The organism is Streptomyces sp. SAI-170, assembly GCF_049739565.1.
GTDB lineage: Bacteria > Actinomycetota > Actinomycetes > Streptomycetales > Streptomycetaceae > Streptomyces.
Genome location: NZ_JBMGQD010000001.1, coordinates 1 through 26,306, shown reverse-complemented (window position 1 = coordinate 26,306; position 26,306 = coordinate 1). Strand labels below are relative to the sequence as shown.

The window sequence follows — 26,306 nt, the reverse complement described above, 5'->3', positions numbered from 1 at the left end:
CTAGGGATGTCCTGATCCGTCCTCCTGCACCCTTTGGAGCGTACACAGGCGCCGCGCGGCACGTTCAGTTGATGGTCCAGTCGCGTAGCTGGCGGCGTCCGGGCGACGCCGAGCGCCAGCGAGGCCGCGTCACGTACGAGCGCGAGAGCTGCCTTGGGAGGGTAGCCGAGTTCGCGAGCGTTGAGGATCAGATACGCCTCGGTCGAGTGCCAGGCGAAGCGTTCGTTGGAGTGTTCCAGGCGCGGCAGCTTCGCCAGGGCCTGCAACAGGGCTGCGGCCTTGGGATACAGGGATCCGTAGATGTAGGTCCGAGAAGGGCGTGGCCCCGCCCGGGAGCCGGGCCCCACACGTGCTGCTGCAGTCGTCACAGGGTCTCCGACCGAGGGCATCCAGGACGTGACGGCCCGGGATGGGGGTGGCCGACGGATCGTCCGAGGGCCACTTGTCGGCGAGTGCCTGAACTGTTCACGGGCGTCTGCCCTTCCGGGCCGGGCCGGTCGCACGTTCCGCAGGTCTGCAGTTTGTTGTGCCTTGCCGGATCTGCCCGTGCGTCGCGTCCTGCTCTGGTCCGGTGGCGGGCTCAGGGCCAAGCGTGCGGAGCGGAGTTCAGTCCACGGTCAGCGCTGAGCGCGCCTGCCCATCGGAGCCCGGAAGGCCGGCGGCGGTGCGCTCGTCGAATTCCTGTCGTGCGGACCTGATGGCGGCGATGTTCGCCTGCGACCAGTCGGTGATACCTTGCACCAGCTCGCCCGCCTCTTGACCCAGTTCGGTCAGACGGTACTCCACGCCTGGTGGCACGGTCGGGTACAGGCGGCGCTTCAGCAAACCCTCGCGCTCCAGCGCACGCAAGGTCTGCGTCAGTACCTTCGGTGTCACGCCATCCAGCCGTCGGCGCAACTCAGCGAACCTCATGGGCCGGCCGTCCTCGAGTTCCACCAGCACCAGCATGGTCCACTTCCCGGCGATCAGTTCGAGCACGGCACGGGTGGGTCCTCAGGCGCGGCGGGCGTCGCCCACTCGGTGGCCGTCACGTGACCGTAGGAAGACGAGGGCCAACTGGCCCAGCTGCTGACCGGCCAGGACCGGACGATGGTTCTCAGTGCGGTCAGGACCGCGATCGGCGGTGCCGGTCTTCGGCGCGCTGGTCGGGGTCGCGATGGGCAGCTTCCTGGGCTGGGCCATCGGCCAGACCCTCAAGGACTCCATCCCGGGGTACGGGATGGTCATGCCGTGGGACCGCGTTGGGATTTTCCAGCTGCTGGCCGCCCTGGTGGGTGTCCTGGCCGCGATGTGGCCGGCGCGCGGCGCGGCGTAGCTGAACATGCTGAACGCCATCGAGGCCGAGTAGTCCGCGCCCGCACGCGCTGGAGGGCCGGGTTCCCCATGGGGCCCGGCCTTCCGGCCGTTGCCGCCCTCGTTCGTACGGGCCGGCGGCGGTGCGGGTCAGCTGCCCGCGCAGTAGCTCATGAGCTGCACGTGGTTGGCCTTGTACTGGTCGAAGACAGCGGCGTCGTCGATCTTCAGCAGCGTCTCGTCGTTCGACCGCAGCGCCTGGTAGGAGTAGTTGTGGCTGCCGGTCCAGACGATCTTCTTGCCGGCGACACCGTCGTACGTGCCGTTGACCAGAAGGTACTTGGAGTGCAGACCGATGTTGCCGGTGCGCCCGGCGGGCGGGGTCTCCCAGCACTCCACGCGCTGGGTGAGCTGCCCGGAGAGGATGCCCTCGACGGTCTGGCCCATGGAGTTCACACCGTCGCCGCCGCCGTTGGGGTCGCTGTCGTGGGCGAGGATCACCGAGCAGCCAGCGTCCACCATGGAGACCATCTTGTCGGCGATGTGGGTCCGGTAGAAGAGGTTGGCCGCGATGCGCACCTCGGAGCCTGCCGCGCAGTTCACCTTGTCGAGGATCAGCTTGACCGTGTCGGTGGAGGCGTCGGTCTGGTAGGTGGTGCCGGACGTCTCCTTGCGCGGGAAGAAGTACGCCTTGTACGCCGGGTTCGTGGTGCTGGTCGGCGTCTTGTAGTAGTGGCTCAGGCCGGCGCCGGCCGCGTGGGCGACCTGGTCGTCGAAGTAGGCCCGGTAGATGTCGTAGAGGCCCTTGTCGACGAGGGTCACCGCGTTGTTGTGCAGGCGTTCGCGCTGGTGGGTCGTCAGGTTGAACGAGGTCTGCACCACCACGTTGTCCGCCCCTCCGGTGTGGGAGAAGAGGACGAACTTGTTGTGGTTGATCGGGTAGTCCGGCGAGCCGTCTGACGTGGTCAGCGGGCGGGTGCCGATGCAGCCGCGGTTCCTGCCGCAGTCCAGCAGCCACGAGGGCTGGGTCCGGTCGGTGCCCAGCGCGGTGCGCAGGGCCTCCAGCTCTCCGCCCACGGTCACGGTTTCGGAGGAGGAGTGGTCGAGGATCACCTGCACGGAGACGCCCCGGTTCTTGGCCGCGATCAGCGCGTCCCGGACGGGGCCATCGGTGAAGGTGTACATCGACATGCGCACCGAGCTGCCCGCCGGGGCGTCGCCGATGAGCGAGACGAGGTGGTCGCGGATCCTGTTCTGGTCGGCGGCCGTGCCCGCGGGGTCGTTGAAGACCGCCCCGGGCGTGACGGTGACCGCCGCGGCCGGGGTGGGCGCGGCGAGAACGGCGGTGAGGGCGACGACCAGCCCGAGGAGCCAGGATCTGCGGTGCGGATGCACACCGACCTCCAGTGCGTACGGCGACCCATGGTGAGTGCATGACAAATGGGGCATTGTGGACCCGCGGGACGCGGGCGTGGACCCCGGGACCCCCGGAGCCCGCGCCCCGCCGGGCCGGACGTCAACATATCCCAGCGGCCGGGCGGCCCTGCGGGCACCCGGCGGCGCAGGGGCAACCCTCAGGCAGAGCCCAGCCGATGACTTTCTGTCAACGGCCGTTGGGCCCATGGCCGTCACGGCTTCGGGGGATGGGGAACGGTCGGCTGCAGTGCCTACAGCTACACCGCACACGGCAACTGGGACCGGCGCCTGACCAAGTCCGAGAAGGCGGCACCGCGTACGCGCGGACAGCGCATGGGGCGTGAGGAGTTCCCCGCCTGGCCGGGGCTGCAGCAGCAGCGGTGCGAGGCGCAAGGCGGTCTCCCGCATGCGCAGCGACCTCGCCCGATTCAGGGCCCGCGGCCTGCGGTGCGTGGCCGAGCTCGATGAACGAGGACGCGACTTCCTCGTCGGCGCCTGACCTCAGCGGCACCCGGTGAAGCGGCGGATGATCGGCTCCAGGTAGTCCGCGTGCGGCCCGGCCAGCCCAGCCGGTTCGTCCGGGGAGCGCACCAGGGCGATGTCGTCGAGTTCGGGTTCGCGGCCCCGTACGCGCTCGGCTGCCGCGGCAGCGGTGAAGTCTGCGCGCAGCGTCGCTTCGGGAAGGGCGGGGGCCAGGTAGGTCAGGCCGACACTGCCGTTCTCGCCGCGGGTGACGACCCACAGCTTCAGGTTCTGGGCGGCCGTGTCGATCCCAAGCTCCTCGGCGAGCTCCCGCGCGGCCTGCCCGGCCAGTGCCAACTCGTCCAGCACTGCCCCGTACTGGGGAGGCTCCACAGACCCTCCTGGCAGCTGCCAGCGGCCCGGGGCGGCCGTCGCGGGTGACATCCTCGCTGCCAGCACACGGCCGTCGTCGGTCGGCTGGAGGACGTTCACGAACAACGAGGGCAGCGCGAGAGCGCCGGGAACACGACGCAAGGCGTAGTGCCGGTAGGTCACACGCACCCAGGACAAAAGCAGGCTGCGCGGACCGGTCCACTCCAGTCCCCCACACGCCACCACGGGCCCGTCGAAGAGAGCGGGATTGGCCCGGACCGCCACGTCCCATACCTGGTCGCGTGCCTCAGCGTCCTGCGGCGACAGCAGCGGCTCCGCAGCTTCGGCAAGCACAAGCCGGTCAACGGCGAAGAAGTCAATGCCCGCGGGGGGGCAGTGTCTCGGTCACCGGCCCATCGTAGAAGCGTGTGACCCCTGGGCCGTCGATGGGAACATTGCCCACACCTCAACACGGTCCAGCACTCCCTGGCCTTCACCAGCCACCCGGCGGGAGCGGACTGTGCGAGGCCGCGGTCGGTGTCGTGGTCGCCGGAGCAGTCGGGCAGGCCGTGGCCACCACCCTCGTCGCCTCCCGTACCCCGGAGCAGGCCGCGGCGGCGTCGGCTCGCGTCGTCCCAGAGGACGACCCGCCCCTGGACTGTCGCCACGGCGAGCAACGAGCCTTGGGGAGCGAAGGCGAGGGGATTGTCTCTGCCTCCGCGCCACGTCTGCCGTGAGACCGAACCGCCTGGCAGCCTGATCATCATGCCCGTTCCGACGGCGAGTCCGGCCCCGCGGGGGTCGACAGCGAGTGCCGAATGGCCTGTCCCGCCGTCGGTCTTCGCCAAACGCCGACCGCTGGTCAGATCCCGGACGCCGCTGGGTGAGGCGGCGTAGACACGGGGCCGCCCGGTGCGCTCGCCGTGCCCGAGTGCCACGGAGATGAGCTGTTCGCGACCGCGCGGCCCGGGTGTCGAGGGGGACGTCGAAGGCATCCAGCAGGCTTACCGAGCACAGGACGTGGCGTTCGTCGGGCGTGAGATCGGTCAGGGTGCGGGCGACCAGGGCGGGGAAGCAACTCCCGGGCGTACGGCCTGGGCGTGGAGTTCACCGACATCGAGCACATTCAGATCGACTTGTAGGCCACCCTCTGCGGATCTCCTCCGCGAGGACATGTGACTGAGCGCTTCAGTTGGCCAGTGAGCGCGAGAGTTGGCCGCTTGAGTGTTCCGTGTCGATGTCGTGGCTGAGCTGCTCGGCGTAAGCGTCGAGCAGCGGCTTCAGCTGCTGGTAGAAGGGCACCTTGTTCTGCCGGAGCCAGTGCCCGATGGTGAACCGGTCCTGGCTCCATGTCGCGTCGAGTTCGGGGTTGTTTCGGGCTTCGGGCGGTCGTGGGGCGAACTGGGTTTCGCCGAGGGTGACTTGAGTCCAGCTATAGGCCGTGACGGCGAGGCGTGCGCGGTCGTCGGAGATGTAGCGGGGGCTTCGCAGGCCGCCTTGTCCTGCGGGCGCATCGCCCTCGCCGGCAGCACCACCATCCCCAGCGTGCGGGCGACCCGGACCAGGTGGTGGTTCTTGTAGACGCTGCCGTGATCGCTGGTCACCGTCTCCGGCGCGAAGAACGGCCGCCCGGCGACCGGATGGCCGGCGAACTCGGTGACCAGCGCGGCTGGGACGCCGGGGTAGTGCCACTCCATGTCCGGCGTCCAGTCCGGGCGCATCGGCAGCGGCAGCATCACGTCCCGCAGCAACATGGCCACCTCGATGGAGGCGTCCGATCCCGGCGTGAGCCGGAAAGCGACCAGCGAGTGCGTGAACGCGTCCATGCCCAGGGTGAGATCGGCCGTGATCGGCTCGCCGAACACGTCGCTCGGCCAGACTCTCGAAGCCGTGCTGCCGACCGGTCGACACCAGGCACTCGAGCCCAGGCCGGTGACGCTGCCCGGTCCGCCAGGCAAACCGCCGCACCGGAACCGACACCACCGCCGGACCGGCCGACAGGTCCTTAACCGGGACGATGACGTCGGATTTCACGACCTTCCACGTCACCGTCCACGTACGCGGCCATCCCGGCCCCAGATCCAGGCACTCAGCGGCCCGAGCAGGCAGCGCGTACGGCAGCGCAAGATCGTCCAGATGGCAGGCATGCGCCCACACCGGAACTGCCGGTACGTCAACGGCCTGTACGTCACCCATGACGACAGCACACTGCGGGCGAGCCGTACACCGAGGAAATGCGGAAACCAACATCAACGAGAGGGCCCTGCCGGTACCCTGCCCGGCCAACGCTCAACTGGCCAACTCCGATGCTCAGCTCAGTCCCGAACGTCCCCCAGCCGCTGGAGCGCGACGGTCTCTACAGGATCCACGCCTCGGATGGCATGATATTCGAAAGGCTGATAGGGGAAGGTTGCCGTGTTACGCATGGGCTTGTACTACCCGTACGTGCATTTTCGCTCCGATGAGTGGCTCAAACTCGCCGCACTTTACTGGCCCAAAATGGCACGAATGATGCCGACAGAATATCCGGTGCGGGATTCGGAAACCGTAAAGGTTCTTGCGGGCGAGCTGGATTTCATCGTAGATGTCAACCCCAAGAGCGCAGCCTCAGAAATAGATCCAATGTTCCGTAGCGCAATACGGAACCACGAGGATTCGCTCAGGGAGCGATACGGTGTTTGGTTTAACGACATGGTCGCAGGCACCGATCCCGATCTGGTGGAGTGGGTTGAACCACATGTTGGAGGTTTTAGGCTTTCTCCGAATTGGCGTCAGCGTAATGGCCTCCTTTTCATCGGTGAGCCACGTACACCCTTCACGCCGGACCTGGGGCCCCGGTCTCACCGATCTCTGAGTGAATCCGCCGTGCCGATAACGGGGCTCTGCATGGGCCAAGTGGGTACGATGCTTCGCCGTAAACTTGTCAGAACGCACCTTGCGATCGACAGGCAGGAAATGAGGCCCTGGCTGGGCGTTCACCCGAACCTTGCATGGGTATACACATGCGCCCTCGCGGATACTCTGGCCCGCAGGGGCCGCCTGATACCCGCCACCGACCAGACCATGACCCATCTTTTCCAGCCGCGGTGGACCGAAGACACTATCGCGGCTGCACTTCTTCAGCCACACCCAGGCCACTCACGCGCTGATGTAACTAGCACGATTGGCGCTCTGGCGATGCAACTCGTGACGCCGGCAAATCTGCGCGATATACCTGTCCGTAAGATCGTCGAGGTGCGCAAACGGTACGCTGCTGATTTCCACGCCTTTACCAATGCAGTGGAGTCCACAGGGAGAGACCTCACTGAATTTCTATCCGAAGTTCATGAGCCTGCCGCCTTCGAGGCGTACATTGAGGGTGTCGTCCAGCGTGAATTTACTCACGTGCTGGATACGCTCCGCAAGGACCTGCGAGAAATGAATATTGATCACGGGTTCACAGCCGCCAGCGTCAAGTTCGAACTACCCGCAGCCGCACTTTCCACAGGTGCTGGCCTTTGGGTCAACAGCCCAGTGATCGCCGGAGCGGGGGCAGTAGGCTTCGGACTTCTCTCGCTCCGGCACACCCTGAAAAACCGCAGGAGGGCAGCCCTCACCCCATCTGCTGCAAGTTACCTGCTGCAAGTTGAGAAGGACCTCACTCCGCGCTCCTTGCTGGGCCGAATGGCCGACGGACTTGCACGCATTGCGGGAACACGCCCTTGACTCTTGCGACCAGGCTTCGCCGTCACCAGCTACCGCGGTCTGTCGCGCGATGTGCGGTTGACCTGGAACCTCAGCGTCAGGATCAAGAGCGTGATCCCGTCCAGGTCATCGTGCGGGTGAGCTGCTGCCTTGGCCGGTTGAGCGTTCCGGGCTGGATCCGAACCACAGCTTGCACACCTGGGCGCAAGTAGCTGGTCTATCCCGCTCAGCTGTCGTACGTGACGAGCAGGACGAAGCCGACGACGAAAAGCGCGAGCAGCAGTAGACAGCCGAGCAACTGCCTACCCTGCGCGTCCACTCGTATGGCTTCGTGCCGGGCGATGCCCCGGGCCACTCCTCGCGCAATCTTCTCCTCGTCGTCCACGTCTGGTCCCCCATATCCAGCCGTCACAGCCTGTGGCAGCAAATTCACAGGCCGAACGCCTGCGTGGTGCCAGTATGACCGGCGACCGCAGGCCGCCCCGCATCCGGAAGGCCGTCCCACCACTGATCGAGGGCGTGCTCAACTGGCAAACTGAAATGCTCAGTCACACTTCTTGTGACTGAGCGGGACAGTTGGCGGTTGAGCAGCCGAGTTGGCGGATTGAGCGCGAACTCAATGTTTGCAGGTCAGGCAGGGTTGTCCTGTCGCAGTGAGCCTGTCGGATTCTCACCGCTTGTCGTTCGTACTGTCGGATTCTCACTGCGTCGCGCGTTGAGCGACGACGTTTTCCCCGTGCGAGGGGTTTGATCTCACTTTCCTGGTCCGGTTCTCGCGGTACCTGTCACGGTCGTTTCGGCAGGTACGCGGAGCCGGGGGTGGCGATGGATCCGGGTCTGGTCAATGTCGAGTGGGCTGACGGTGAAGACGACGGGCTGCGGAAGTCCGTGCTGGAGGCGGTGTCCCGTGTTCGGTTCGAGTTGGTGCTCCCGGTGCGGCGGTACACGTCGTACCGCGGGCAGCGGCACTTCACGGGCTTCCCCGGGGGTGTGGCCCACTGTTGCGGTAGGTAGGCGTTTGGTCCGGTGCGCAACGGGTCCTCTACCCGTGTCGGTCATGTGGCTGTCGTCGTTTGGACAGCCGAGATCGACAAGGGAGTTGGGATGCGAGCATTCCCGGTACGGATGCCTCGGGCGCACGGTACTGGACGGTGGTCGACGAGGACCTGCGGCCGGTGCCGGGTGGCGGATGCCTATCTGCGGCACACGCAGCTCACGATCAGTACGTCCTGGAGCGCGCGGGCATCGCCGAAGCCGCCGACAGCGACTTCGTGTTCGTGAACCTCTTCCGGCCGCCGGTCGGCGCCACGATGAAGCCGGACGCGGTCAACGACCTGTTCGCCGCCCTTTCTCGACGCGCCGGCTTGCCGAGACGGTTCGTGCGCACGCCCTGCGCCACGGGTTCGCCGGAAACGTACTTGATGCCGGCGGGACCGTCGACGAACTGCAGGACCTGCTCGGTCATGCCTCCACCAGCTCGACTCAGGTCTACGTGCACCCCGCGCCGCAGCGGTTGCGTCAGGCGGTGGACCGCGTGGGCTCGCCGCGGACGGCCGAGGAGACGCGATGACTGCGGTGACCGCCGCTCGGCGGCATTCACGCGTACGCCGAAAGCTCGGAATCGCCGCTGTCCCGCCTAGGCGCCGCGACCAGCCAGGACTTTCTCCGCGAGGCGGGCCGGGACCCGCGGTCGCTGGCGCTGACCCTTTCGGCAGTGCATCCCATGCTCGGCTGGGACGGCTGCACGGTCCCCGGCTGCGGTGCCATTGTCGAGGGCAGCAAGTCTGGAGGGTTGTGCGCAACCTGCGGCAAGCACCGGGCCGAGACCGGACAGGTGCCGACGGTGAGTCCGAGGACCTTCACGATCGGCGAGGGGACGTGCCAGGTGGGCTGCCCGCGGCCGTGGGCGTCACGGCGTCGGCCGTTGCCCCGCCACACGACGCCCCGTCCGCCTGGCCGTGGAGGGCGGGGCGTCGTTGTGCGGGGACTGTCGCGTTGCGCACGGCCCGTCGTGCCGTGTAGTCCTTTCCCCTTTCCTGGGTAGGTTGCCGTGTGTCGACACGGGGAGGGCACATGCTGAAGAAGATCGCCGCCATGGGGGCGGCTGGGGTGCTGTGCTGGGGGCTGAATACGGCTCCGGCGAGCGCGACGGCCACGTCGATGGAGTACGTGCACATCGAGAGCGTCGCGGACGTGGGTGAGTGCCTGGACTACCGGTCCGACTGGGGGCCGTACACGACGACGTGCAACGAGGGCGCGTACCAGACGTGGCTGATGTCCCCGTACGCGGATACGGAGACGGAGCTGCGGCAGAATGCCGGGGCGCGGCTGTGTCTGGTGGCGCGCAACGGGGTGCCGGTGATGCGGGACTGTATCGCCGGGGATCAGGCGGCGCTGTGGACGCTGCATGATGGCGGCGGGGCAGGGTGGCAGCTGGTGAACAAGGCGACGAAGACGTGTCTGGTCGCGGGATCCGATGACCACCACCGTGTCGGCCTGAACACGTGCTCGACCGGGGGCTCGCGGAGTTGGATCCTGTACTCCTGACCATCCTGTAGTCGGTCATCCCCTACGACACCACGAGTTCAACCTCAGTAGCCCGGGACCATGATCAGCCTCAGCCACCTTGCACCGTGGGGCAGAGATAGGACACCAGGGCACATGCCGGAGGTTCTGCCTTCATCGAGAGCGCGACTTCCGCGAAAGCCAGGTGGTCTGAGAATCCGGAGCCGCCGACTTCTCAGACCACCTGGCATACCGCCAGGTCAACGGCTCGTCAGCTGACAGATGGCTTCGGCAGGACAAGGGTGCGCGGGTGGCTGCGCGAAGGCTGGCACCGGCACCGACACAATTCGGTGAGACGGGACCATCGCATCCCCGCAGGTTAGAGCCGTGTGGATTGAGACGCCTTCCGCTTTCCGAACGTGATCGTTTGGTTCGGGGTGGGTGGGCATGAACTCCGGCTGGCGGCGGGAGAGATGGGCGTGGTTCCGTCCGTTCGTCTCGCTTGTGGAGGTGGCTGGTGCCGTCCGTACTCGGTCTGCTGGAGGCCCGGGAGAAGAAGGTTCGGGAAGAGGTCGCGCGGTTGCGGGATGAGGCCGAGTGGGTGCAGGCCGCACTCGGCGAGGCGGAATGCGCGCTTCAGCGTCTTGCGGATGCTCGTGTGACGGTGGCCGAGGTGCTGGCCGAGCCTCCGCGTGCGGTCGTGGAGCCGGTGGGGAGCGCGGTGGCGGGGGCCGTGGTGCCGCGACGGACCGAGGGGATGACGGCGTCGGCCCTGCCTGCGGAATACCAGCGGATCATTTCCATACTGGAGTCGCAGGCGGGCCGGGAAGGCATGCGGTGCCAGCAGCTGGCTGGGGCCCTGGGGCTTCAGGCGGTCCCGGCGAAGGTCGAGGGACTTCGGTCGAAGGCGAAGCGCCTGGTGGAACGAGGCTGGGCGCTCCAGACGCGGCCGGGAGTGTTCACCTCGCTCGGGACGTCGGCCGGCTGAAGGCACCGGGCCGGCGCCCGGCCAGGCGGCCGCTCATGAGCATGGTCATCGACCACAGCACCATGGCCTCGTGCATCGCGGGCAGCGTCTCGTAGTCGCGCACCAGGCGACGCGAGCGCATCAGCCAGCTCAGCGTTCTTCCCACCACCCACCTGCGCGGCAGCACCACGAACCCCGTGGTGTCGTCAGAGCGTTTGACGATCTCGAGCGTGAGGTGGAGGTTCTCGGCCGCCCAGTCGACCAGGCGCCCCGCATAGGCGCCGTCCGCCCAGACGAGCCGGACGGAGAAGTAGAGCCTGCACAGCCGCTCGAGCAGAGGCACTGCGGCCTCCCGGTCCTGCACGTTCGCTGCGCTCACTGCGACGGCCAGGACCAGGCCGAGGCAGTCCACCACCAGGTGTCGTTTGCGGCCGCCCACCCTTTTGCCGCCGTCCCAGCCGGTCGTGGAGCCCGGGATGTTCGCTGCTGCCCGCACTGACTGCGAGTCCACGATGGCGGCCGTCGGGTCCACGTCGCGGCCCTCCTTCTGGCGCACTTTGTCGCGCAGCCGGTCGTGGAGCTCGGAGAGCAAGCCCGTCACCTGCCGGCGGCGGGCGAACGCGTGCACCCGCCGGTACGGCGGGAAGTCATAGGGCAGGTTGACCCACTTGACGCCGTTGTCGACGACATAGCGGACTGCGTCCAGCATCACGCGGTGGCAATAGCCCTCCGGCCGCCCGCCCCGTCCCTGAAACCACGCGGGGACCGGCAGCAGCGGCCGGAGGACCTGCCACTCCACCTCCGTCAGGTCGGAGCCGTAACACCGCACGCGGACGGGCCCGTCCGCCGCGTTGCCGAACCTGTGCGCGAGACAGTCACCCGCAGGAGACGGCCCGTTGGACTCCACGGACGCAAGCGCGACAGACTGCGACAACAGGGCCTCCTGGTACTGCTCGGTTGGGATCGCAACCCCGAGCTACCAAGAGGCCCTGCCGCTATGCCCCGACCACCGAGAGATCACCCGAACAGGAACCCTGTTCGACTGATCAAGCCTGCCGAACGGTAAGCGGATGGCGTCTCAGAGAAAGCTGACATCTGCTTTGTAAGCCTGGCGCTGCTCTCTGCCCCGTTGCGCCAGGTCAGCAAACCCACGGCGGTGCTCCAGGCGCCAGCAGGTCTCTGCCCCTTTTGCGCCCCGACTGACCGTGGCTGACCACTCGTTCTGGCACGACTGTGGCACGGCCTGACCCTCTCGATGCGAACTACGGTCGTGTGTTCCTGCTGTTGACCGAGGGCTGCAACAGTGCTTGCCGTGGCTGACTGGAGGGCGGATCGTGTCCTGGTCATGAGTGAGAACGGTTGCTCCCGGGCTTGCCATACCGGCGACGCCACCGCCGCGCCGAGCGATAGGCGCGCGGCTTTGGCGGGATCGGATCCCAGGGGTTCCGCCAGTCGGTGTAACCACCGAGGTGGTCTACAAGGTCCAGGCCAGGGTCGTCGGCCAAGGCACTCCACTCGTCGTAGCACGCCTCGAGGAAGAGCGCGTAGATTCCGACCCAGCTCAGCCGGTACCGGTAGATGAAGGACGGCTCATCTGCATGCTCGATGATGATCCGAGGGCGAACGCCGCTGAGATGCCAGATCCGGGCCTCCGAACGGATGATGGCCTGCCGGTGCCCGATGGTGAGGACACTTCGGTCGCCGGTCCGGCGCAGTTCGGCTGACTTCTTGCCTAGCTGCCCGGTCCACATGACCTCTTCCCGCATAAGTCGCCGCGTCATGACGGCATGATCCGTCTGCCCGTTCCGCCACGGCAAGGCTGAGACCTGCCAACTCACCGCGGGCCCGACGTCGCATGAACGACCCCAGGCAGAGCACACGCCAGCGAGGTGACGCACGGCGGTTCGACACTCGCATTCGTGAGAACAACGCGGTGCTGCACCTGGACTCTGAGGGACCTGAGCCGTGGGTGCACCTGCCTCCAGGACCCTTGTTCGACCAGACAAGCCCGTTGATCGGTAAGCGGATGGCTTCTGAGCGCAGGTCAGGGGTGGTGGTGAAGCGGTCCTTGAAACGCGCTCACCGTGTGTTCCCGGGAACGCCCGGCCCGTGCAGCTTCCAGCCCGGAGAGGCGAGTGGTCCGCTGTTCTGGGGGTCGGGTGCCTTACGGACCCCGGGCGGGCCGCAGATGTCAGGGACCGGGAACTCTTGTTGGTTGCTGGACGTGTTGTTGAGTGGACGTTGTGTGGTTGTCGGGCCTCCGGGACGACGGCGAGTGGGCCGGCCCGGGGATACGCGAGGGGGCGGGGCATGCTGGTGGAGGCGTTGGTGGCGTTGGCGGCAGCGGGTGGTGGCGCGGTGGTTCAGGCTGCGGGTACCGATGCGTGGAACGGGCTGCGCCACCGCGTCGGAGAGATCTTCGGCGGTGGTGATGCCGCGCGGGCACAGGCCGAGCTCGAACGCCTGGACCGCACGGCAAGGGCCCTGGCCCCGGACGCTCCGGCCGGCCTCGCCGTGCAGCGGCTGCGAGAGGAAGGCGTGTGGGCCGGGCGGTTCGAGACGCTGCTGGAGGGACTCGACGATGCCGGGCGGGAGCACGTGGCCGACGAGCTGTGCGAACTGCTGGCGTTCGTCGCCGCTTCGGCCGGTGATACGGCCGCCGCGACGGGCCGGGCGGTGGCCCGCGAGGGAGGCAGCGCGGTCACCGGCATCAAAACCACCGGTGGCGCCCGTCCGGGCCCGGCGCGCGCGGTGCACACCGGGGACGCGGAGGCCACCGGGACAGACTCCAGCGCCGTCAGCGGCATCGTCCACGACTAGAGCGCCCCGGCACCACGGCATTGATACAAAGCATCCAGAGGGGGACGACGTGGTCCGGTGGCCGCGGCGCAAGGACGGCCCGGCCGAGGACGCCGCCGCGTCCGTGCAGGCGAGGGAGGGCAGCAACGGCGCAGCACCGGCCGCCGGCGACCGGCAGCCCCCGGTGCCCAGCTCTGGGGGTACCTGGCAGGAGGTGTTCCGCAGCGGGAACGCCACCGCCACCGGGGGGATCGCCGTCTCCGGCATCTACAACTCCACCGTGCGCCTGCCGGCCGAGGCGCTGCGCCCGCCGGCCGAGGTGGACGCCCCCGCCGGCCTGGACGACTTGCCGTACCGGCCGGGCCTGTTCGTGGGGCGTGGCCGCGAACTCGACCGCCTCGACGCCGCCCTCGCGGCCGCTGGCGCGGCCCTGGTGCAGGCGGTGCACGGGCTGGGCGGGATCGGCAAGAGCACTCTGGCCGCCCAGTGGGCCGCGACCCGCGCTGCCCGTGGCCACGCCCCCATCCGGTGGATCACCGCCGACGGCCCCGCCGCCATCCGGCAGGGGCTCGCTAGTCTCGCCACCGCCCTGCAGCCCGCTCTGGCCCAGGCCCTGACAACCGAGGCACTCGCCGAGTGGGGTCTGCAGTGGCTCGCCAGTCACACCGGCTGGCTGATCGTCCTGGACAACGTCAACGATCCCGCCGACATCGCCCACCTGATCGCCCGAGCCAGAGGCGGCCGGTTCCTGATCACCAGCCGCCTCGCCACCGCCTGGACCGACGCCGCCACCCTGGTCCGCCTCGACATCCTCGAACCAGACGAATCCCTCGCCCTGCTCACCCGCATCGCCACCACCACAAGCCCCGGACGGAACCTCGACGGCGCCGCCGACCTGTGCACCGCACTCGGCCACCTCCCCCTCGCCATCGAACACGCCGCCGCCTACCTCGCACAGAACCCGCTCACCACCCCCCACACCTACCTGGAACTCCTCACCCGCTACCCGGCAGCGATGTACCAGCACGGCGCAGCCCACACCCCCGCCGAACGAACCATCGCCCGCATCTGGAACATCACCCTCGACCGCATCACCAACCTCCAGCCCCAAGCCGCCGACCTGCTGCGCACCCTGGCCTGGTACGCCCCCGACCACATCCCCACCCCCTTGCTCGACGCCGCCGGCCCCGCCGAACCGCCCACCCGGAACACCGCACTCGGCCTCCTGACCGCCTACAGCATGGTCACCCCCGACCCGCCCACCGGCACCCTGGCCGTCCACCGGCTCGTCCAGGCCCTGGCCCGCACCCCCGACCCCGACGACCCACACCGCACCCCCGCACTCATCGACGCAGCACACGAGAAAGCCACCACCGCACTCGCCTCCACCCTCCCCCCCACCTACGACATCCCCGCCACCTGGCCCCGCTGGCGCGCCCTCCTCCCCCACATCGACGCCCTCACCGAGCACACCGTCCACGGCACCGCCACAACCGCCCGCATCCTCAATGCGGCCGGGCTGTTCCTCGACAACCAGGGCCAGCCCGGCCGCGCCGCCACATACCACCACAGCGCACTCGCCCACTACGCCCGGGTGCTGGGCGAAGACCACCCCCGCACCCTGACCTCCCGCAACAACCTCGCCCTTGCCTACCAGTCGGCGGGGGACCTGGGCCGCGCCATCCCGCTGTACGAACAGACACTGGCCGACCGGGTACGGGTCCTGGGCGAAGACCACCCCCGCACCCTGACCTCCCGCAACAACCTCGCCGGCGCCTACGAGTCGGCGGGGGACCTGGGCCGCGCGATCCCGCTGTACGAGCAGACGCTCACAGATATGGTGCGGGTGCTGGGCGAAGACCACCCCGACACCCTGTCCTCCCGCAACAACCTCGCCGGCGCCTACGAGTCGGCGGGGGACCTGGGCCGCGCGATCCCGCTGTACGAGCAGACGCTGGCCGACCGGGTCCGGGTCCTGGGCGAAGACCACCCCCGCACCCTGACCTCCCGCAACAACCTCGCCGGCGCCTACGAGTCGGCGGGGGACCTGGGCCGCGCGATCCCGCTGTACGAGCAGACGCTCACAGATATGGTGCGGGTGCTGGGCGAAGACCACCCCCACAGCCTGACCTCCCGCAACAACCTCGCCCTTGCCTACAAGTCGGCGGGGGACCTGAGCCGCGCGATCCCGCTGTACGAGCAGACGCTCACAGATATGGTGCGGGTGCTGGGCGAAGACCACCCCCACAGCCTGACCTCCCGCAACAACCTCGCCCTTGCCTACAAGTCGGCGGGGGACCTGAGCCGCGCGATCCCGCTGTACGAGCAGACGCTGGCCGACCGGGTCCGGGTCCTGGGCGAAGACCACCCCCACACCCTGTCCTCCCGCAACAACCTCGCCCTTGCCTACAAGTCGGCGGGGGACCTGGGCCGCGCGATCCCGCTGTACGAGCAGACGCTCACAGATGCGGTGCGGGTGCTGGGCGAAAACCACCCGATCACGGTGGCGGTCCGAGACAATCTCACCACGGCCCTTGCCGCACTCGACAGCGATACCAGGGGATCCTGACCGCTGCTCGGTTCGCCAGAGGGCCCGGCGTCTCTTGGAACCATTCCGTGCACGGTTTCGATCAAGCCCCCCTCTGCGGTGCAGCTGGAGTTCGACACGATGGCTGCCGCATGCGCGCGCAGCAGCCTGCGTCCGGTTCGCAAGGTCCGGCTCGAAACTGCGTTCTCGTCTGGCACAGGCATGCCATACGCTGCCCCCAGCAGCCGCGCCCCGGACGCCGCCGCCTTTGCGCGGGCATGTCCGGGCGTTGCGCGGCGCCGTCAACACGGCCGGGTTTCCTCGTGGGGGTACACAGCACTGTGCGTACGCGCAGCATCTCGACCGCGACAGCGCTCGCGGTCCTCTTCAGCTCGGCGGTCCTGACCGTCGTAGCCACGGCCGGCTCCGCATCGGCCGCGCCCGCCGTTCTCACCCAGCCTGTCGGGCTTGTCGCGGACGGCGTCCTCAAGCGTGTCTTCGTAGCCGACCAGGACAATGGCCGGATCCTGGCCGCTGACTACAACGGCACGCTGGTCGGCATGAACGTCGGCTTCGGCCGCCCCAGCGATCTCGCGCTCTCCGAGGACGGTCTCACTCTGTATGCGGCCCTGCCCACCAGCCACGAAATCGTGGCCCTCGACGCGACAACGCTGCAGGTCAAGACACGCTACGACATCGGCGCCGGCGACCCGCGTGAGACGGCCTTCGCGGGCGGGCGGCTGTGGTTCTCATACCGGACGATGGACGAGAACGGCTACTTCCACGGCAACCTGGGCTCCATCGACCCCGCCGCCTCCGACGCGGCAGCGGCCGTGGCTCTCGGTCAGCTCCCCGAGGCGGTCGCCCCGTACTACAACGCGGCGATCCTCGACGCCGGCGCGTCCTCGCCCGGACTGCTGGCCGTCGCGGACACAGGCGACAGTGCGGGTGCACTGAACGTGCTCGACGTTTCCGCAGCAGCCCCGCAGGTGGTCGCCAAGAGCGGCAGCGACAGGTACACCGGCGACCTCGACCTCATCCCCGGCGGACCCCGGCTCTTCTGGAACGGCTACCGGAAACTCTCCTACGCCGACGGCACGTTTGCGGAGACCCAGGGGCTCACAGAGACCGGCTGGTCCGGCGATGTCGCGTCCAACGGCCTGATCGCTCAGGCGTACGACCGTCACGTCAACGTGTACAAGCAGGGCGCCAACACTCCGGTGCGCCGCTTCGACACCGGGACGTCCAGCATTGGTGAGGTGGCATGGGCCCCCGACGGCTCGCGGCTGTTCGCCCTGGCCGGCACCGACGGCACCTACACCCTGAAGGCCCTCGCCGGCCCCACCCTCAGCGTCCCCACCATCACGGTGAACGCCGCCTCCACGGCCACCCGCGCCAAGCCCCTCACCGTCACCGGCAAGGTCACGGCGACGGTGAAGCTCCCGGCGGGCACCCTGCTGAAGGTGACCCGCACCGACATGGAGCACCCGGACGGCGCGACGCTGCCCGCGGCCAAGCTGAAGGCGGACGGCACCTACGCCTTCTCCGACACCCCGTACTCCGGCGGCACCGTTACCTACCGGGTGTCCTACGCGGGCGACGCCGAGCACACCACGGCCAGCGCCTACGACAAGGTGTCCGTCTCCCGGGCCACGCCCGCGCTGACGCTGAACAACAACGGCAAGCTGTACTCGTACGGCGCCGACGTGCGCTTCACCGCGCACCTCGGCACCACGTACAAGAACCGCACCGTCGAGATCTGGGCCGACCCCTTCGGCACCGACCGCCCCAAGCGGCTGGTCAAGTCCGGCACCGTCAACTTGTCCGGCAACATCTCCGGCGTCGTCGACATGGCCCGCGACACCACCGTCTACGCCGTCTTCAAGGGCGACTCCCGCTACAAGCCGCGCACCGTCAAGGTCACCGCGTACGCCAAGGTCCGCGTCTCCACGGCCGTGTCCCGCCACTACAGGACGGGCACGATCGGCTCCACGTCGTACTACTGGTTCCGCAAGAGCACCAACCCGCTGCTCACCACGACCATGACGTACTACCCGGGCCGCATGCAGCGCTTCGACCTCCAGGCCTACTACGACGGCGGCTGGCACAACCTGGCCTCCGAGTACTTCGCCCTCGGTACCAGCGGCAAGTCCTCCGTCGACCTCGGCGCCCCCGGTGAGGCCGGCGTCAAGGCCCGCGTCCGGTCCGTCTATGTCAACGGCACGTCCGGCGACTCCGTCAACTCCACGACGTACGGCAGCTGGAAGTACCTCTACTTCACCAACTGACGTACGGGTCAGCCGCGCTCGGCCATGGCTTCGATGCCCGCGACCAACAAATCCAGGGCGAAGTCGAAGTCACGGTCGAGCATCTCGGCGACGGTGTCGCCGCCGCGGGTGTCGCATTGGGCTTCGTTCACTTCTAAAGGCTGTTGCAGAACGGCTGCCAAGATCGCGCAACGCCTGGCACGGGAGATCAACGAGCGTCACCAGTCGCCATGAAGCTGGACAGAACGCCTCGTGTGACGGACTAGATCATGGCGGAAACCGAGCGCTGATCCCGTTCTGCAACAGCCTTTAGCTTGAGATTTAACGTCGCGAGTTCATGCGGGATACTGGGCGGGGCCGCCGACGTTTCACGATCAACTGCGCGCGTCGACAGTCCAGTTACGGAGGATGCACGGCATGTGGTTCGAGGGCAGTGTCAACGGGCTGGACATACACACTCAGTACCCGAACCCGTTCACCGACGAAATCCTGACCCCCGACACTGCTACCGGCGGCCTCACCGCGGAACTGCTGCGCACACGCGATGCCCATCACGAAGCCGGACACGCTGTCGTCGGCATGGTGCTCGGATTGCCCGTCACCAGCGCCACTCTGCACAACCACTAGAGCCCGGAACCAGCCCCGCCCGGTATGTACGTGGAGACGGAGCATGTGGCACTCGGCCCCTTCAACGCAGATCTCAATCACGTCTTGACGTTCCATGTGTCAGGCGTGCGTGCGGCACATCAGTGGCTGGGTGAACAAAGTCTCCTCACCCCTACCACCGCCTTCCTCAATGACGTGATCGGGGCCTTGGCGACCAATCGAACCTGAGGGCGGTGAAGGCCGAGCGTCCGGTCCGATTCACTTGGGAACCGGGCGCCGGAAGCCTTGCACGAGTCCTGGGAGCATGTTGACGTTGCCGAGGTCTACTCCAGGGCCGACACACTGATCAGGCTGTATTGGCCGCAGGTCACGACCGTGGCCCACCATCTGCTCGACCACGGCCAGGTGGATGAAGAGGCCCTGCGCACCTGTATGGAGTCCGTGGCAACACCCGCAGTGCACGAGCCTGATCAGCCAGCCGGACACTCACCTGTGTCGCGTCTGGACTCGCGACGTTAAATCTCAAGTCTAGGGCCTGTTGTGGAAGTGCCAGGGCTCCGACAGGAGTAAGCAGCCGACTCGTAGTCTTCGTCAGATGACTGACACGTCTGACGACTCGAATTGGACGCCCGCGCACAAGGCCGTGGAGGCCAGTGACTACGAGGCGCTCACCGTTCTCCTAGCGTCTGGAACGGATCCGAACGAAAGGTGTTTCGGCCACACGCTGCTCACGCATGCGCTCGACGTGGAGGGCGACGGCCACCTGCAGACGGGATACCCGTGGAACACGGCAGCAACAGCCATCCTGCTCGCGTACGGCGCAGATCCTCAGCTACCAGCCGACGACGGGGAAACACCCATGCAGGTCGCCGAACACTACGGTCATGTCATGGGACGAGCACTGCTCAAGCGTTTCATCTCTCCGCGTTAGGGCCGCTGGGAACGCGCTGGTCATAGCCACTCGTTGAGGACTGCGACGAGCAAGGTCGCCTCGTAGCGGACGGCCAGCTTGTCGTACCTCGTGGCCACGGCCCGGTGGCGCTTGAGCCGATTGATCCCGCACTCGACGGCGTGGCGCTCGCGGTAGTCGGTCATGTCAAACTTCGGCGGCCTACCGCCCCGGGAGCCGAGCTTCTGGCGGTTGCGAGCCCGGTCCGCAGGGACCGGGCTGGTCGCCTTTATTCCGCGTCTTCGCAGGTAGGCCCGGTTGCGGCGGGAGTCGTACGCCTTGTCGGCCCGCACCCGGTCCGGCCTGTTACGGGGCCGTCCGCGCCCCAGCCGGGGCACCCGGATCGCCTCCAGGACCGGCTCGAACTGCGGAGAATCACCCCGCTGACCAGCAGTGATCACAACGGACAGAGGCTTCTGCCTCTGCTCGACGGCGAGATGAAACTTGGTGGTCAGCCCGGCCCCGGGAACGTCCGAGCCCGTGGTCAGCTGGCTCAACGGCAATGCTGCTGGGTGGCTCCTTTTGCAGGTCCCCCTTTTCACCGCCCCGGCGGCGTGCTGGTGAGCCCGGCAAACGGTGGAGTCGACATTCACCTCCCAGGTAATCAAGCCCTTCGCGTCCGCCTGGGCCTGCAGCTGGGTGACGATCCGGCCCCAAGTGCCATAGCGCTGCCAACGACGGAAGAGGTCCTAGACCCGGTCCCAGGGCCCGTATCGCTCGGGCACGTCCCGCCAAGGGGCACCAGTCCGGGTCCGCCACCGCATGCCGTCTATCATCTGCCGTTTCGCGACCACACCGGCGGACGGCCAGGCTTGATGCCCCTCGGCAACAACGGCGCCAGCCGGGCCCACTGCCCGTTCGTCAGATCACCACGCCCCGCAGGGCGTGATCATCCACGGTCAAGATCCACGTTCGCAACAGGCCCTAGGGGCTCTGGCTCAATTTCCGTGGCACGCACACGTTGGGTGATCGCCGACATCCGCGACCGTCTCGCTCACGGACACCGAACAGTCAGCCCACCACGAGATTGTCCGATCGTGTGGTCGGCGGGTTCGTCAGCCGGTGCCTCTTTTTTTGCGGGCCCCGGCGCCGTTCCTCGTGAACAGGGCCAAGCCCTGCAGTCGCTGGTGCGTGAAGGGTGTGCTACTGCACGTCGACGAAGTCTCCGGGTGCGTTGACGGCCGGGGTGGTCGAGTTGCCTGCGAAGGAGTACCGGTAGTACCCGTCTGCCGTGGCGGTCACAGCGGCCCGGAGGGTGCCGGTGCTGCTGGTGGTGACGGTCCTGAGCGTGGTGTACGTCAGGCTCGACTTGGTGCGGTACTGCAGCTTGATGGTTTGTCCGGCGTAGCCGGCATATGTGTGGGTGTTCCAGTTCGCGCGTGAGAGCGCACCAGTGATCGTGATGGTCTTGCCCTTCTTCACCGGCTCGGGCGTGGCATTGACGGTGAGTCTGGAGGCCCGCTGAACCTTGACGGTGGTGAAGGTATCGTCCACGGTCTGCACACGGTTCTTGGAGAAGGCCCAGGCGGAGACATGCCAGCTGCCCGCGAGGGAGTTGGAGACCTCGTTGGTGTACCCCCTGGAATTGGCCATGACCTGGAAGGGGTAGGTGCAGGTGGTCGTCGTGGTGCTGGACGCGGTGCAGGTGCGCTCGCCCGCAGGGGAGATCTGGCCCTTGGCTTCGGCAGCGGACCCACTGCCGTACCACAGATAAAGGCCGGTCGAGATGACTCCGGAGGGGTCCGAGCCGGTCACGGACGCGGTGAACTTCTTGACAGCGCTGGGGCCCACGACGATGTTCTTGCCACCGTTGACGACCACCTTCGTGATCGTCGGTCCTTCGGCAGCCTGCGCCCCGGGGACGGTTAGAGCGCCCAGAGCCAGAGCGGCGCAGGTCGTCACGGCGACCGCAGCGGCACGTATACGCATGTGTTTCCTCATGTGAGAACAAGGTCCGCGGTGGTAGAGCTTTCCCGCGGGCCAGCGAGAGCGGGGAGTCTTGCGACTCGTCGAGTGGTCAGACGGGCCGTGTCGGGGAATGGTTGTACGCCGCAAGAGCCCGCCCCGCCGGGCGGGTGTGGTGGTCCGACTTTCTGCGCACCGTGTGAACCGGCCGCCGGGCCGCCCGGCCGTGCGCACGGTTCCCCTGATCGCCCCCGCCCGCAGCGACGACCCGCTGGGAGAACCGGGCGGCCCGGCGATGCCGCTGCGTGATGCGGTCAATGGTCTTGGTACAGGTGAGCTCACCTGTTCAACTGTCGTGAGCCTGAGGGACCTTCCTCTGATGACCACCTCTGTGAACGTCCCCAGCGTCCTCACGGTTCAGCGTAGAAAGCCGCGCTCGTCGACGCTGCGTGTCGGTGGTGTGCCCAGGAAGACCTTGGGCGAGGCGGGGCCGTAGGAGATGTTGTACGTATCGAGTCGGTATGACCACGGCCCGCCCGTGCTGCCGACGAACCGGTAGTTGATCTGCCATTGCAGCCACTGCCCGGGAGCGAGTCGGACCGACGGAGGGCGGCGGTTGCGTCGTGGCATGCTGAAGATCGATGTCTCTGGTGGATGGACTCGTAGCAGTCCGTCGGTCTCGCGAAGAACCAGGCCGGGATCCGACAGGTCCTGCTCAGAGGGCTTCGGTCTGAATGCGTCGGACTCCTGCATGTCGACCTCGTGCAGGCCGGACTTCAGGCCAAGTGGGAGTAGGAACACCGTGGGGGCTGCATTTCGTGCGGCGGCCCCCGCCCCGCCCCGGGACGCCTTCGTCCATGACGTGCGTACTCGTTGAACGACGACATCCATGGAGCCGATCATCGGGTATGTCGCTGCACCACCGCCACTGTGATTGCCGAGTCAGGTTCAGCAGGACAGCTGTCATCAGCTCCCCGGTGGTGACCGCCAGCGGGGGCGCGTACGAACCGCGGCTCCGGGTGATAGCTGCCCGTAGCTCCCTGGTCGGTGCTTCACCGTGGGAGGCGAGGGGTCTTCTCGGGGCGGGCGCGGATTCGTAGAGCACTGGCGGCGCCGCGCGGCCACCGACTGGACCGCCTACCTCGAAGCCCGTATGTCCCCCCAGGCGGGTGGCCCACCGGTGCTGGCTGTCGTCAACCGCAGGTCAGAGCTTCAGAATGGTGGCTCGTCCGACCACAGGTGCGTCGTCGGCACGAGCGGCGGCGGGGGGCGACAGGATGGCCAGGGCCTCCTCAACGCGGCCGAGGTCGATGAGGTATCCGGCGAGGTCATGGCTGTTTCTGCGGTCGTGCTGCTGGAGCACGGTGACGGCTTCCTCGGTGCGCCCGGCACCAGCGAGGAGGCGGGCAATGGGCTCCGCCGCGTACCAGGTGTTGCCTTCGGGGTGGGCTCGGGCCCGTTCAACCGCCTCGTCGACCCCAGTGCAGGCGGCGATCAGCGGCAACCGCATCCAGTACAGCTCCCACGCAGAGGCCTGGAGTGCCGTCCTAGCTGTCCGCCATACTTCGAGATGGAGACACGAAGCAACACCCCAGGTGCGACACCCGGAGATGTCACGGCGGTGACTGCGGGCCCCCGATGCCGCAAGCCGGCCGGGCTAGGAGCCTGCCTGCGCCCCGCGCGCGCGGTCGCACGCCATCCGCATCAGCTCCACCGCGCGGTCCAGGTGGTCGGACGCCTCGGAGACGGGCCCGTAGTCCATCTCGATGGCGACGGTTCCCACCCGCGCCCTGGCGACGACATGCTCCGGCAACGGGGAGTATTCCGGCGCCTCGGCGTCCTGGTCGAGGTAGGTGATCGCCGTACTCTCGTCGCCGAACTTCGGCATCACCACTGGGGACTCGTGCTCCTCGTCGGGCTCCGTCAGCCACTTGTATACCTCGCCCGCCGCCTGGGCGTCCGGGCAGGCGTACGCCCGGAACTCCACCGCCGGGCGTATACCTTCCTCCTCAGCAGCCGCCAGGTAGTCCGAGCCGCCCAGGTGACAGGTCCCTCTGCCGTTCGCCGCCGCGGCCGGAGCCATGCCGGTCTCCCAGCCCTCCGGCAGGTCGTCCGGACGCGGCATCATCTCCTGAGTCTCGGCCACGCTCAGGGCCCGGGCCCGTACGGGCTTCGTGTCGTCGCCCGAGGAGTCAGCGGCGCCGACCAGGTTCAGCCCGCCGTAGACGACGAGGGCGACCACGGCCAGCAGAGCGATCACCAGGCCGAGTAGTCCGCCCAGCGTGTTCGGCTTGTTGATCGTCAGCGGCCCCAGCGCGATCTGGCTGCTGCGTACCCTGCCCCCGTTGATGACCACGCTGCCTGTCGTGTGCGTGACCGGTGCGTTCAGATGGAGCGACAGCAGGTGCCTCAGCCCGGGGTCGGCCCGCAGCTCCTCGTCGAGGACCGTGGCGGCCTCCGCCCTCGCTCCCGGAGCGGCCTCGCCGGCCTCCAGCCGGGCCAGCGCCGTCCGCCCGCGCTCCGAGGTCCCGAGCCGCTCGCGTACCACCTGGACCACGGCGGCCCCGGTCTGTTCCCCCACTCCGGTCGCTGTACCCGTCGCCACGGCCGCCAGGACCCCCACCGCGACGGCGGCGAGATCACCCGTCTCCATGCAACCCCCCGTATCCCACGGTGACCAGGAGCCCATGTTGTTCCCCCGCAGGGTGCGGAGGACACCGTTCCGTGCGGCAGTCCGAAAACTGCTCATCCCCAGATCACTGCGCCGAGCCACGCGCCCGCGATCAGCTGGCAGGTGAACAGCTCCGCCAGCACGCTGGAGCCGCCCTGCCACATGGCCGTGCGCAGCGCCGCCTGCGTCGCGTCGTGCCGGCCCGGGCTTGGTCAAATTAGTGGGGGGTGTTCGTGGCCTGCGACGATGAGACTTGTCGAGGGTGTTGTTGGCTGCATGGGATGAAGCGCTCTGTAGGTGAGGGGGCGTATCGGGTCGTGCCCGTGTTCGTATCGAGGGCGGGGGCTGGGCGGGGTCGACGTAGGCCGCGATCCGGGCCAGTTCCGCAGGCCTGGGCCGTGGCGGTTCGGTCTCGTCGCGCTCTTTGGCGGCGCGCGTCTCCTGCTCGGCCTCGGCGAGCAGGCGCACGACCGTCTGGCGGACCTCCAGGGTCAGCTTGCCGTCCGCGGCAGCGACCCGGCCCAGCCCAGAAGGGGCCTCACCATCCCCAACGGATACGTGACGGTCCGCGCCTGTGCCGGCTTGCCCCGGCGCGCCGGGACCGCCGAAGGACCGCAGCAGCCGGGCCACTTCGCCCGCTGAATCCGGCCGCTCCCGCGCGTCCTTCGCCAGCAGCCGCAGCACCAGAGCGTCGAGCGCCGGTGGCACCTCCGGACGGACCTCGCGCACGCTTCGCGGAGCCTCCTCCACATGCCGCAGCATCATCGCCGGCCACGCCCCGTCGGCGCCGAACGGCGGGGTACCGGTGAGCAGGGCGTACAGCACACACCCGAGCGCGTACAGATCGCAGTGGGCGGTGACCGGCTCCCCTCGGCACTGCTCCGGGGCCATGTACGCGGGCGTGCCGATCACTCCGCCGGTAGCGGTGAGGACAGTCGACCCGTCGATGATGCGCGCGATGCCGAAGTCGCAGATCTGCAGCCGGCCGCCGACGAGGAGGAAGAGGTTGGCAGGCTTCAGGTCGCGGTGCACCACTGAGCGGCTGTGCGCGGCGTCCAGCGCCTCCGCAGCCTGTACGGCCAGGCGGACCGCCTCCGCTACCGGGATCCCTTCCGGCGACTCCGCCATGCGTGACGCAAGGTCCCGGCCCTGCAGCAACTCCATCACAATGAAGAGGCGGTCGTCATGCCAGCCGACGTCGTGGACGACGGTGATGCCGGGGTGCTGCAGTCGCGCGCCGATCAGCGCCTCGCGCCGGAACCGAGCCACGATCCGGTCGTCCGCAGGAAGACCGAGCAGAAGCTTCACGGCAACCGCGCGCTGCAGCTCGGTGTCGAACCCGCGCCAGACCTCCCCCATGCCTCCACGGCCAAGCAGCTCCTCAAGCCGGTATCGGCTCGCCAGCACCTCTCCCGCCCGCACGTGCGCCCCCTCGTCCCCGGCCGCCATCCGAGTTCCATTGTGCCGTCGGCGCCTAACCGAAGAGACGCCCGACTCGGCAAGGCTGTGCTGGACTTCCTGCGCTGACCCGGCGATCTCGCGCATCCTTTGAAACTGCAGCACGTGCCGGTGCGGCGCGCAGGCGACATCCTTCGTTCCTCGGCCCCGTCACCGCGGCTGCCCTCGTCATCTGGCTCCGCACCTTGACTGCGTGCCATGACCTCAACTCACCGAGGCATCCGGCGTCAACTCCAAGCCCGCTGCCGCGAGGAAGTCCTCAAGGGTGATGACACCGCCGCCGGTGCCGTCGGCCCATTCGATCAGGAGCCCTGAGCGGCCCTCGTTCCAAGACTCCGGCGTGTCGGAATCATCGTCAGGGCCGGGATGCCACTCGACGCAGCCCTCACCGTGCCGGTATCGGAGATACAGGTACTGGCCGTCCG

General features: G+C 68.0%; 20 protein-coding genes and 7 pseudogenes. 10 read left to right on the top strand and 17 right to left on the bottom strand.

Translation table 11 applies throughout. The features are described 5' to 3' along the window. Nucleotides 1-64: 64 nt before the first annotated feature. Together RKD23_RS00135 and RKD23_RS00130 are read right to left on the bottom strand one after the other, a co-directional pair. Nucleotides 65-386: pseudogene (locus RKD23_RS00135) on the bottom strand (fic family toxin-antitoxin system, toxin component); the annotation flags it as partial. Between the two features lie 220 nt (nt 387-606). After that, on the bottom strand, nt 607-978 hold the full coding sequence (locus RKD23_RS00130) for a winged helix-turn-helix transcriptional regulator (RefSeq protein ID WP_424851647.1): 372 nt from the start codon (nt 976-978) through the stop codon (nt 607-609). 145 nt (nt 979-1,123) lie between these two features. Here RKD23_RS00130 and RKD23_RS00125 point away from each other — a divergent pair. Then, nucleotides 1,124-1,315: pseudogene (locus RKD23_RS00125) on the top strand (hypothetical protein); the annotation flags it as partial. 128 nt (nt 1,316-1,443) lie between these two features. Here RKD23_RS00125 and RKD23_RS00120 read toward each other — a convergent pair. From RKD23_RS00120 to RKD23_RS00110, 3 genes are all read right to left on the bottom strand, one after another. Beyond that, nucleotides 1,444-2,733, bottom strand: a complete 1,290-nt coding sequence (locus tag RKD23_RS00120; RefSeq protein WP_424851646.1) for a phospholipase D-like domain-containing protein — start codon at nt 2,731-2,733, stop codon at nt 1,444-1,446. A gap of 477 nt (nt 2,734-3,210) precedes the next feature. Next, nucleotides 3,211-3,897: an NUDIX domain-containing protein gene (locus RKD23_RS00115; protein WP_424851645.1), complete on the bottom strand. Its 687-nt coding sequence runs from the start codon at nt 3,895-3,897 to the stop codon at nt 3,211-3,213. Nucleotides 3,898-4,823: 926 nt separating this feature from the next. Then, nucleotides 4,824-5,408, bottom strand: coding sequence for a hypothetical protein (locus RKD23_RS00110; protein WP_424851644.1), 585 nt, complete (start codon nt 5,406-5,408; stop codon nt 4,824-4,826). 559 nt (nt 5,409-5,967) lie between these two features. Here RKD23_RS00110 and RKD23_RS00105 point away from each other — a divergent pair. Further along, entirely contained in the window at nt 5,968-7,248 is a 1,281-nt protein-coding gene (locus RKD23_RS00105) for a DUF6236 family protein (RefSeq protein WP_424851643.1), read from the top strand. A 205-nt stretch (nt 7,249-7,453) separates the two neighbouring features. Here the strand turns inward: RKD23_RS00105 and RKD23_RS00100 are convergent, their stop codons facing one another. Further along, a complete protein-coding gene (locus RKD23_RS00100) occupies nt 7,454-7,612 on the bottom strand; it encodes a hypothetical protein (protein WP_424851642.1) in 159 nt (52 codons plus the stop codon). A gap of 834 nt (nt 7,613-8,446) precedes the next feature. Continuing rightward, nucleotides 8,447-8,692 (bottom strand): hypothetical protein, encoded by a 246-nt coding sequence (locus tag RKD23_RS00095; RefSeq protein ID WP_424858443.1) that lies wholly within the window; start codon nt 8,690-8,692, stop codon nt 8,447-8,449. On the opposite strand from RKD23_RS00095, the gene RKD23_RS00090 reads away from it, so the two are divergent. From RKD23_RS00090 to RKD23_RS00080, 3 genes are all read left to right on the top strand, one after another. Next, on the top strand, nt 8,618-8,797 hold the full coding sequence (locus tag RKD23_RS00090; protein WP_402547282.1) for a tyrosine-type recombinase/integrase: 180 nt from the start codon (nt 8,618-8,620) through the stop codon (nt 8,795-8,797). The genes RKD23_RS00095 and RKD23_RS00090 overlap by 75 nt on opposite strands. A gap of 503 nt (nt 8,798-9,300) precedes the next feature. After that, nucleotides 9,301-9,774, top strand: coding sequence for an RICIN domain-containing protein (locus RKD23_RS00085; protein ID WP_424851641.1), 474 nt, complete (start codon nt 9,301-9,303; stop codon nt 9,772-9,774). A 475-nt stretch (nt 9,775-10,249) separates the two neighbouring features. Beyond that, nucleotides 10,250-10,720, top strand: a complete 471-nt coding sequence (locus tag RKD23_RS00080) for a hypothetical protein (RefSeq protein WP_424851640.1) — start codon at nt 10,250-10,252, stop codon at nt 10,718-10,720. Here the strand turns inward: RKD23_RS00080 and RKD23_RS00075 are convergent. Both RKD23_RS00075 and RKD23_RS00070 read right to left on the bottom strand, forming a co-directional pair. After that, nucleotides 10,692-11,528, bottom strand: coding sequence for an IS5 family transposase (locus RKD23_RS00075; protein WP_424858126.1), 837 nt, complete (start codon nt 11,526-11,528; stop codon nt 10,692-10,694). The genes RKD23_RS00080 and RKD23_RS00075 overlap by 29 nt on opposite strands. Before the next feature lie 514 nt (nt 11,529-12,042). Beyond that, nucleotides 12,043-12,480 (bottom strand): hypothetical protein, encoded by a 438-nt coding sequence (locus RKD23_RS00070; protein WP_424851639.1) that lies wholly within the window; start codon nt 12,478-12,480, stop codon nt 12,043-12,045. 529 nt (nt 12,481-13,009) lie between these two features. Here RKD23_RS00070 and RKD23_RS00065 point away from each other — a divergent pair. From RKD23_RS00065 to RKD23_RS00055, 3 genes are all read left to right on the top strand, one after another. Then, the gene (locus RKD23_RS00065) at nt 13,010-13,519 is read left to right on the top strand and encodes a hypothetical protein (RefSeq protein WP_424851638.1); all 510 of its coding nucleotides are present in this window, start codon (nt 13,010-13,012) and stop codon (nt 13,517-13,519) included. Between the two features lie 49 nt (nt 13,520-13,568). Next, the gene (fxsT, locus tag RKD23_RS00060; RefSeq protein WP_424851637.1) at nt 13,569-16,067 is read left to right on the top strand and encodes an FxSxx-COOH system tetratricopeptide repeat protein; all 2,499 of its coding nucleotides are present in this window, start codon (nt 13,569-13,571) and stop codon (nt 16,065-16,067) included. 299 nt (nt 16,068-16,366) lie between these two features. Next, nucleotides 16,367-18,313 (top strand): YncE family protein, encoded by a 1,947-nt coding sequence (locus RKD23_RS00055; protein WP_424851636.1) that lies wholly within the window; start codon nt 16,367-16,369, stop codon nt 18,311-18,313. Nucleotides 18,314-18,321: 8 nt separating this feature from the next. On the opposite strand, the pseudogene RKD23_RS00050 reads toward RKD23_RS00055, so the two are convergent. Next, nucleotides 18,322-18,420 (bottom strand): annotated as a pseudogene (locus tag RKD23_RS00050) (TetR/AcrR family transcriptional regulator); the annotation flags it as partial. A gap of 289 nt (nt 18,421-18,709) precedes the next feature. On the opposite strand from RKD23_RS00050, the gene RKD23_RS00045 reads away from it, so the two are divergent. Together RKD23_RS00045 and RKD23_RS00040 are read left to right on the top strand one after the other, a co-directional pair. Next, entirely contained in the window at nt 18,710-18,919 is a 210-nt protein-coding gene (locus RKD23_RS00045) for a hypothetical protein (RefSeq protein ID WP_424851635.1), read from the top strand. Between the two features lie 574 nt (nt 18,920-19,493). Then, complete coding sequence (locus RKD23_RS00040; protein ID WP_424851634.1) at nt 19,494-19,829, top strand: ankyrin repeat domain-containing protein; 336 nt, start codon at nt 19,494-19,496, stop codon at nt 19,827-19,829. Between the two features lie 20 nt (nt 19,830-19,849). On the opposite strand, the pseudogene RKD23_RS00035 reads toward RKD23_RS00040, so the two are convergent. The 7 genes and pseudogenes from RKD23_RS00035 to RKD23_RS00005 all read right to left on the bottom strand — a co-directional run. Continuing rightward, nucleotides 19,850-20,712 (bottom strand): annotated as a pseudogene (locus RKD23_RS00035) (IS5 family transposase). 278 nt (nt 20,713-20,990) lie between these two features. Then, nucleotides 20,991-21,776, bottom strand: a complete 786-nt coding sequence (locus RKD23_RS00030) for a DUF5707 domain-containing protein (protein WP_424851633.1) — start codon at nt 21,774-21,776, stop codon at nt 20,991-20,993. Nucleotides 21,777-22,169: 393 nt separating this feature from the next. Further along, a complete protein-coding gene (locus tag RKD23_RS00025) occupies nt 22,170-22,643 on the bottom strand; it encodes a hypothetical protein (RefSeq protein ID WP_424851632.1) in 474 nt (157 codons plus the stop codon). A 313-nt stretch (nt 22,644-22,956) separates the two neighbouring features. Then, nucleotides 22,957-23,262, bottom strand: coding sequence for a hypothetical protein (locus RKD23_RS00020; RefSeq protein ID WP_424851631.1), 306 nt, complete (start codon nt 23,260-23,262; stop codon nt 22,957-22,959). 1,235 nt (nt 23,263-24,497) lie between these two features. Continuing rightward, nucleotides 24,498-24,626: pseudogene (locus RKD23_RS00015) on the bottom strand (DUF456 domain-containing protein); the annotation flags it as partial. A 451-nt stretch (nt 24,627-25,077) separates the two neighbouring features. Continuing rightward, nucleotides 25,078-25,872: pseudogene (locus tag RKD23_RS00010) on the bottom strand (serine/threonine-protein kinase); the annotation flags it as partial. Nucleotides 25,873-26,085: 213 nt separating this feature from the next. After that, nucleotides 26,086-26,306: pseudogene (locus RKD23_RS00005) on the bottom strand (hypothetical protein); the annotation flags it as partial.

What these genes read in the sequence shown, in the direction of transcription:
- RKD23_RS00070 (WP_424851639.1), bottom strand. Translation starts at nt 12,480, where the DNA reads ATGACGCGGCGACTTATGCGGGAAGAGGTCATGTGGACCGGGCAGCTA.
- RKD23_RS00030 (WP_424851633.1), bottom strand. Translation starts at nt 21,776, where the DNA reads ATGCGTATACGTGCCGCTGCGGTCGCCGTGACGACCTGCGCCGCTCTG.
- RKD23_RS00105 (WP_424851643.1), top strand. Translation starts at nt 5,968, where the DNA reads ATGGGCTTGTACTACCCGTACGTGCATTTTCGCTCCGATGAGTGGCTC.
- RKD23_RS00095 (WP_424858443.1), bottom strand. Translation starts at nt 8,692, where the DNA reads ATGACCGAGCAGGTCCTGCAGTTCGTCGACGGTCCCGCCGGCATCAAG.
- RKD23_RS00040 (WP_424851634.1), top strand. Translation starts at nt 19,494, where the DNA reads ATGACTGACACGTCTGACGACTCGAATTGGACGCCCGCGCACAAGGCC.
- RKD23_RS00085 (WP_424851641.1), top strand. Translation starts at nt 9,301, where the DNA reads ATGCTGAAGAAGATCGCCGCCATGGGGGCGGCTGGGGTGCTGTGCTGG.
- RKD23_RS00020 (WP_424851631.1), bottom strand. Translation starts at nt 23,262, where the DNA reads ATGCGGTTGCCGCTGATCGCCGCCTGCACTGGGGTCGACGAGGCGGTT.
- RKD23_RS00065 (WP_424851638.1), top strand. Translation starts at nt 13,010, where the DNA reads ATGCTGGTGGAGGCGTTGGTGGCGTTGGCGGCAGCGGGTGGTGGCGCG.
- RKD23_RS00045 (WP_424851635.1), top strand. Translation starts at nt 18,710, where the DNA reads ATGTGGTTCGAGGGCAGTGTCAACGGGCTGGACATACACACTCAGTAC.
- RKD23_RS00025 (WP_424851632.1), bottom strand. Translation starts at nt 22,643, where the DNA reads ATGGATGTCGTCGTTCAACGAGTACGCACGTCATGGACGAAGGCGTCC.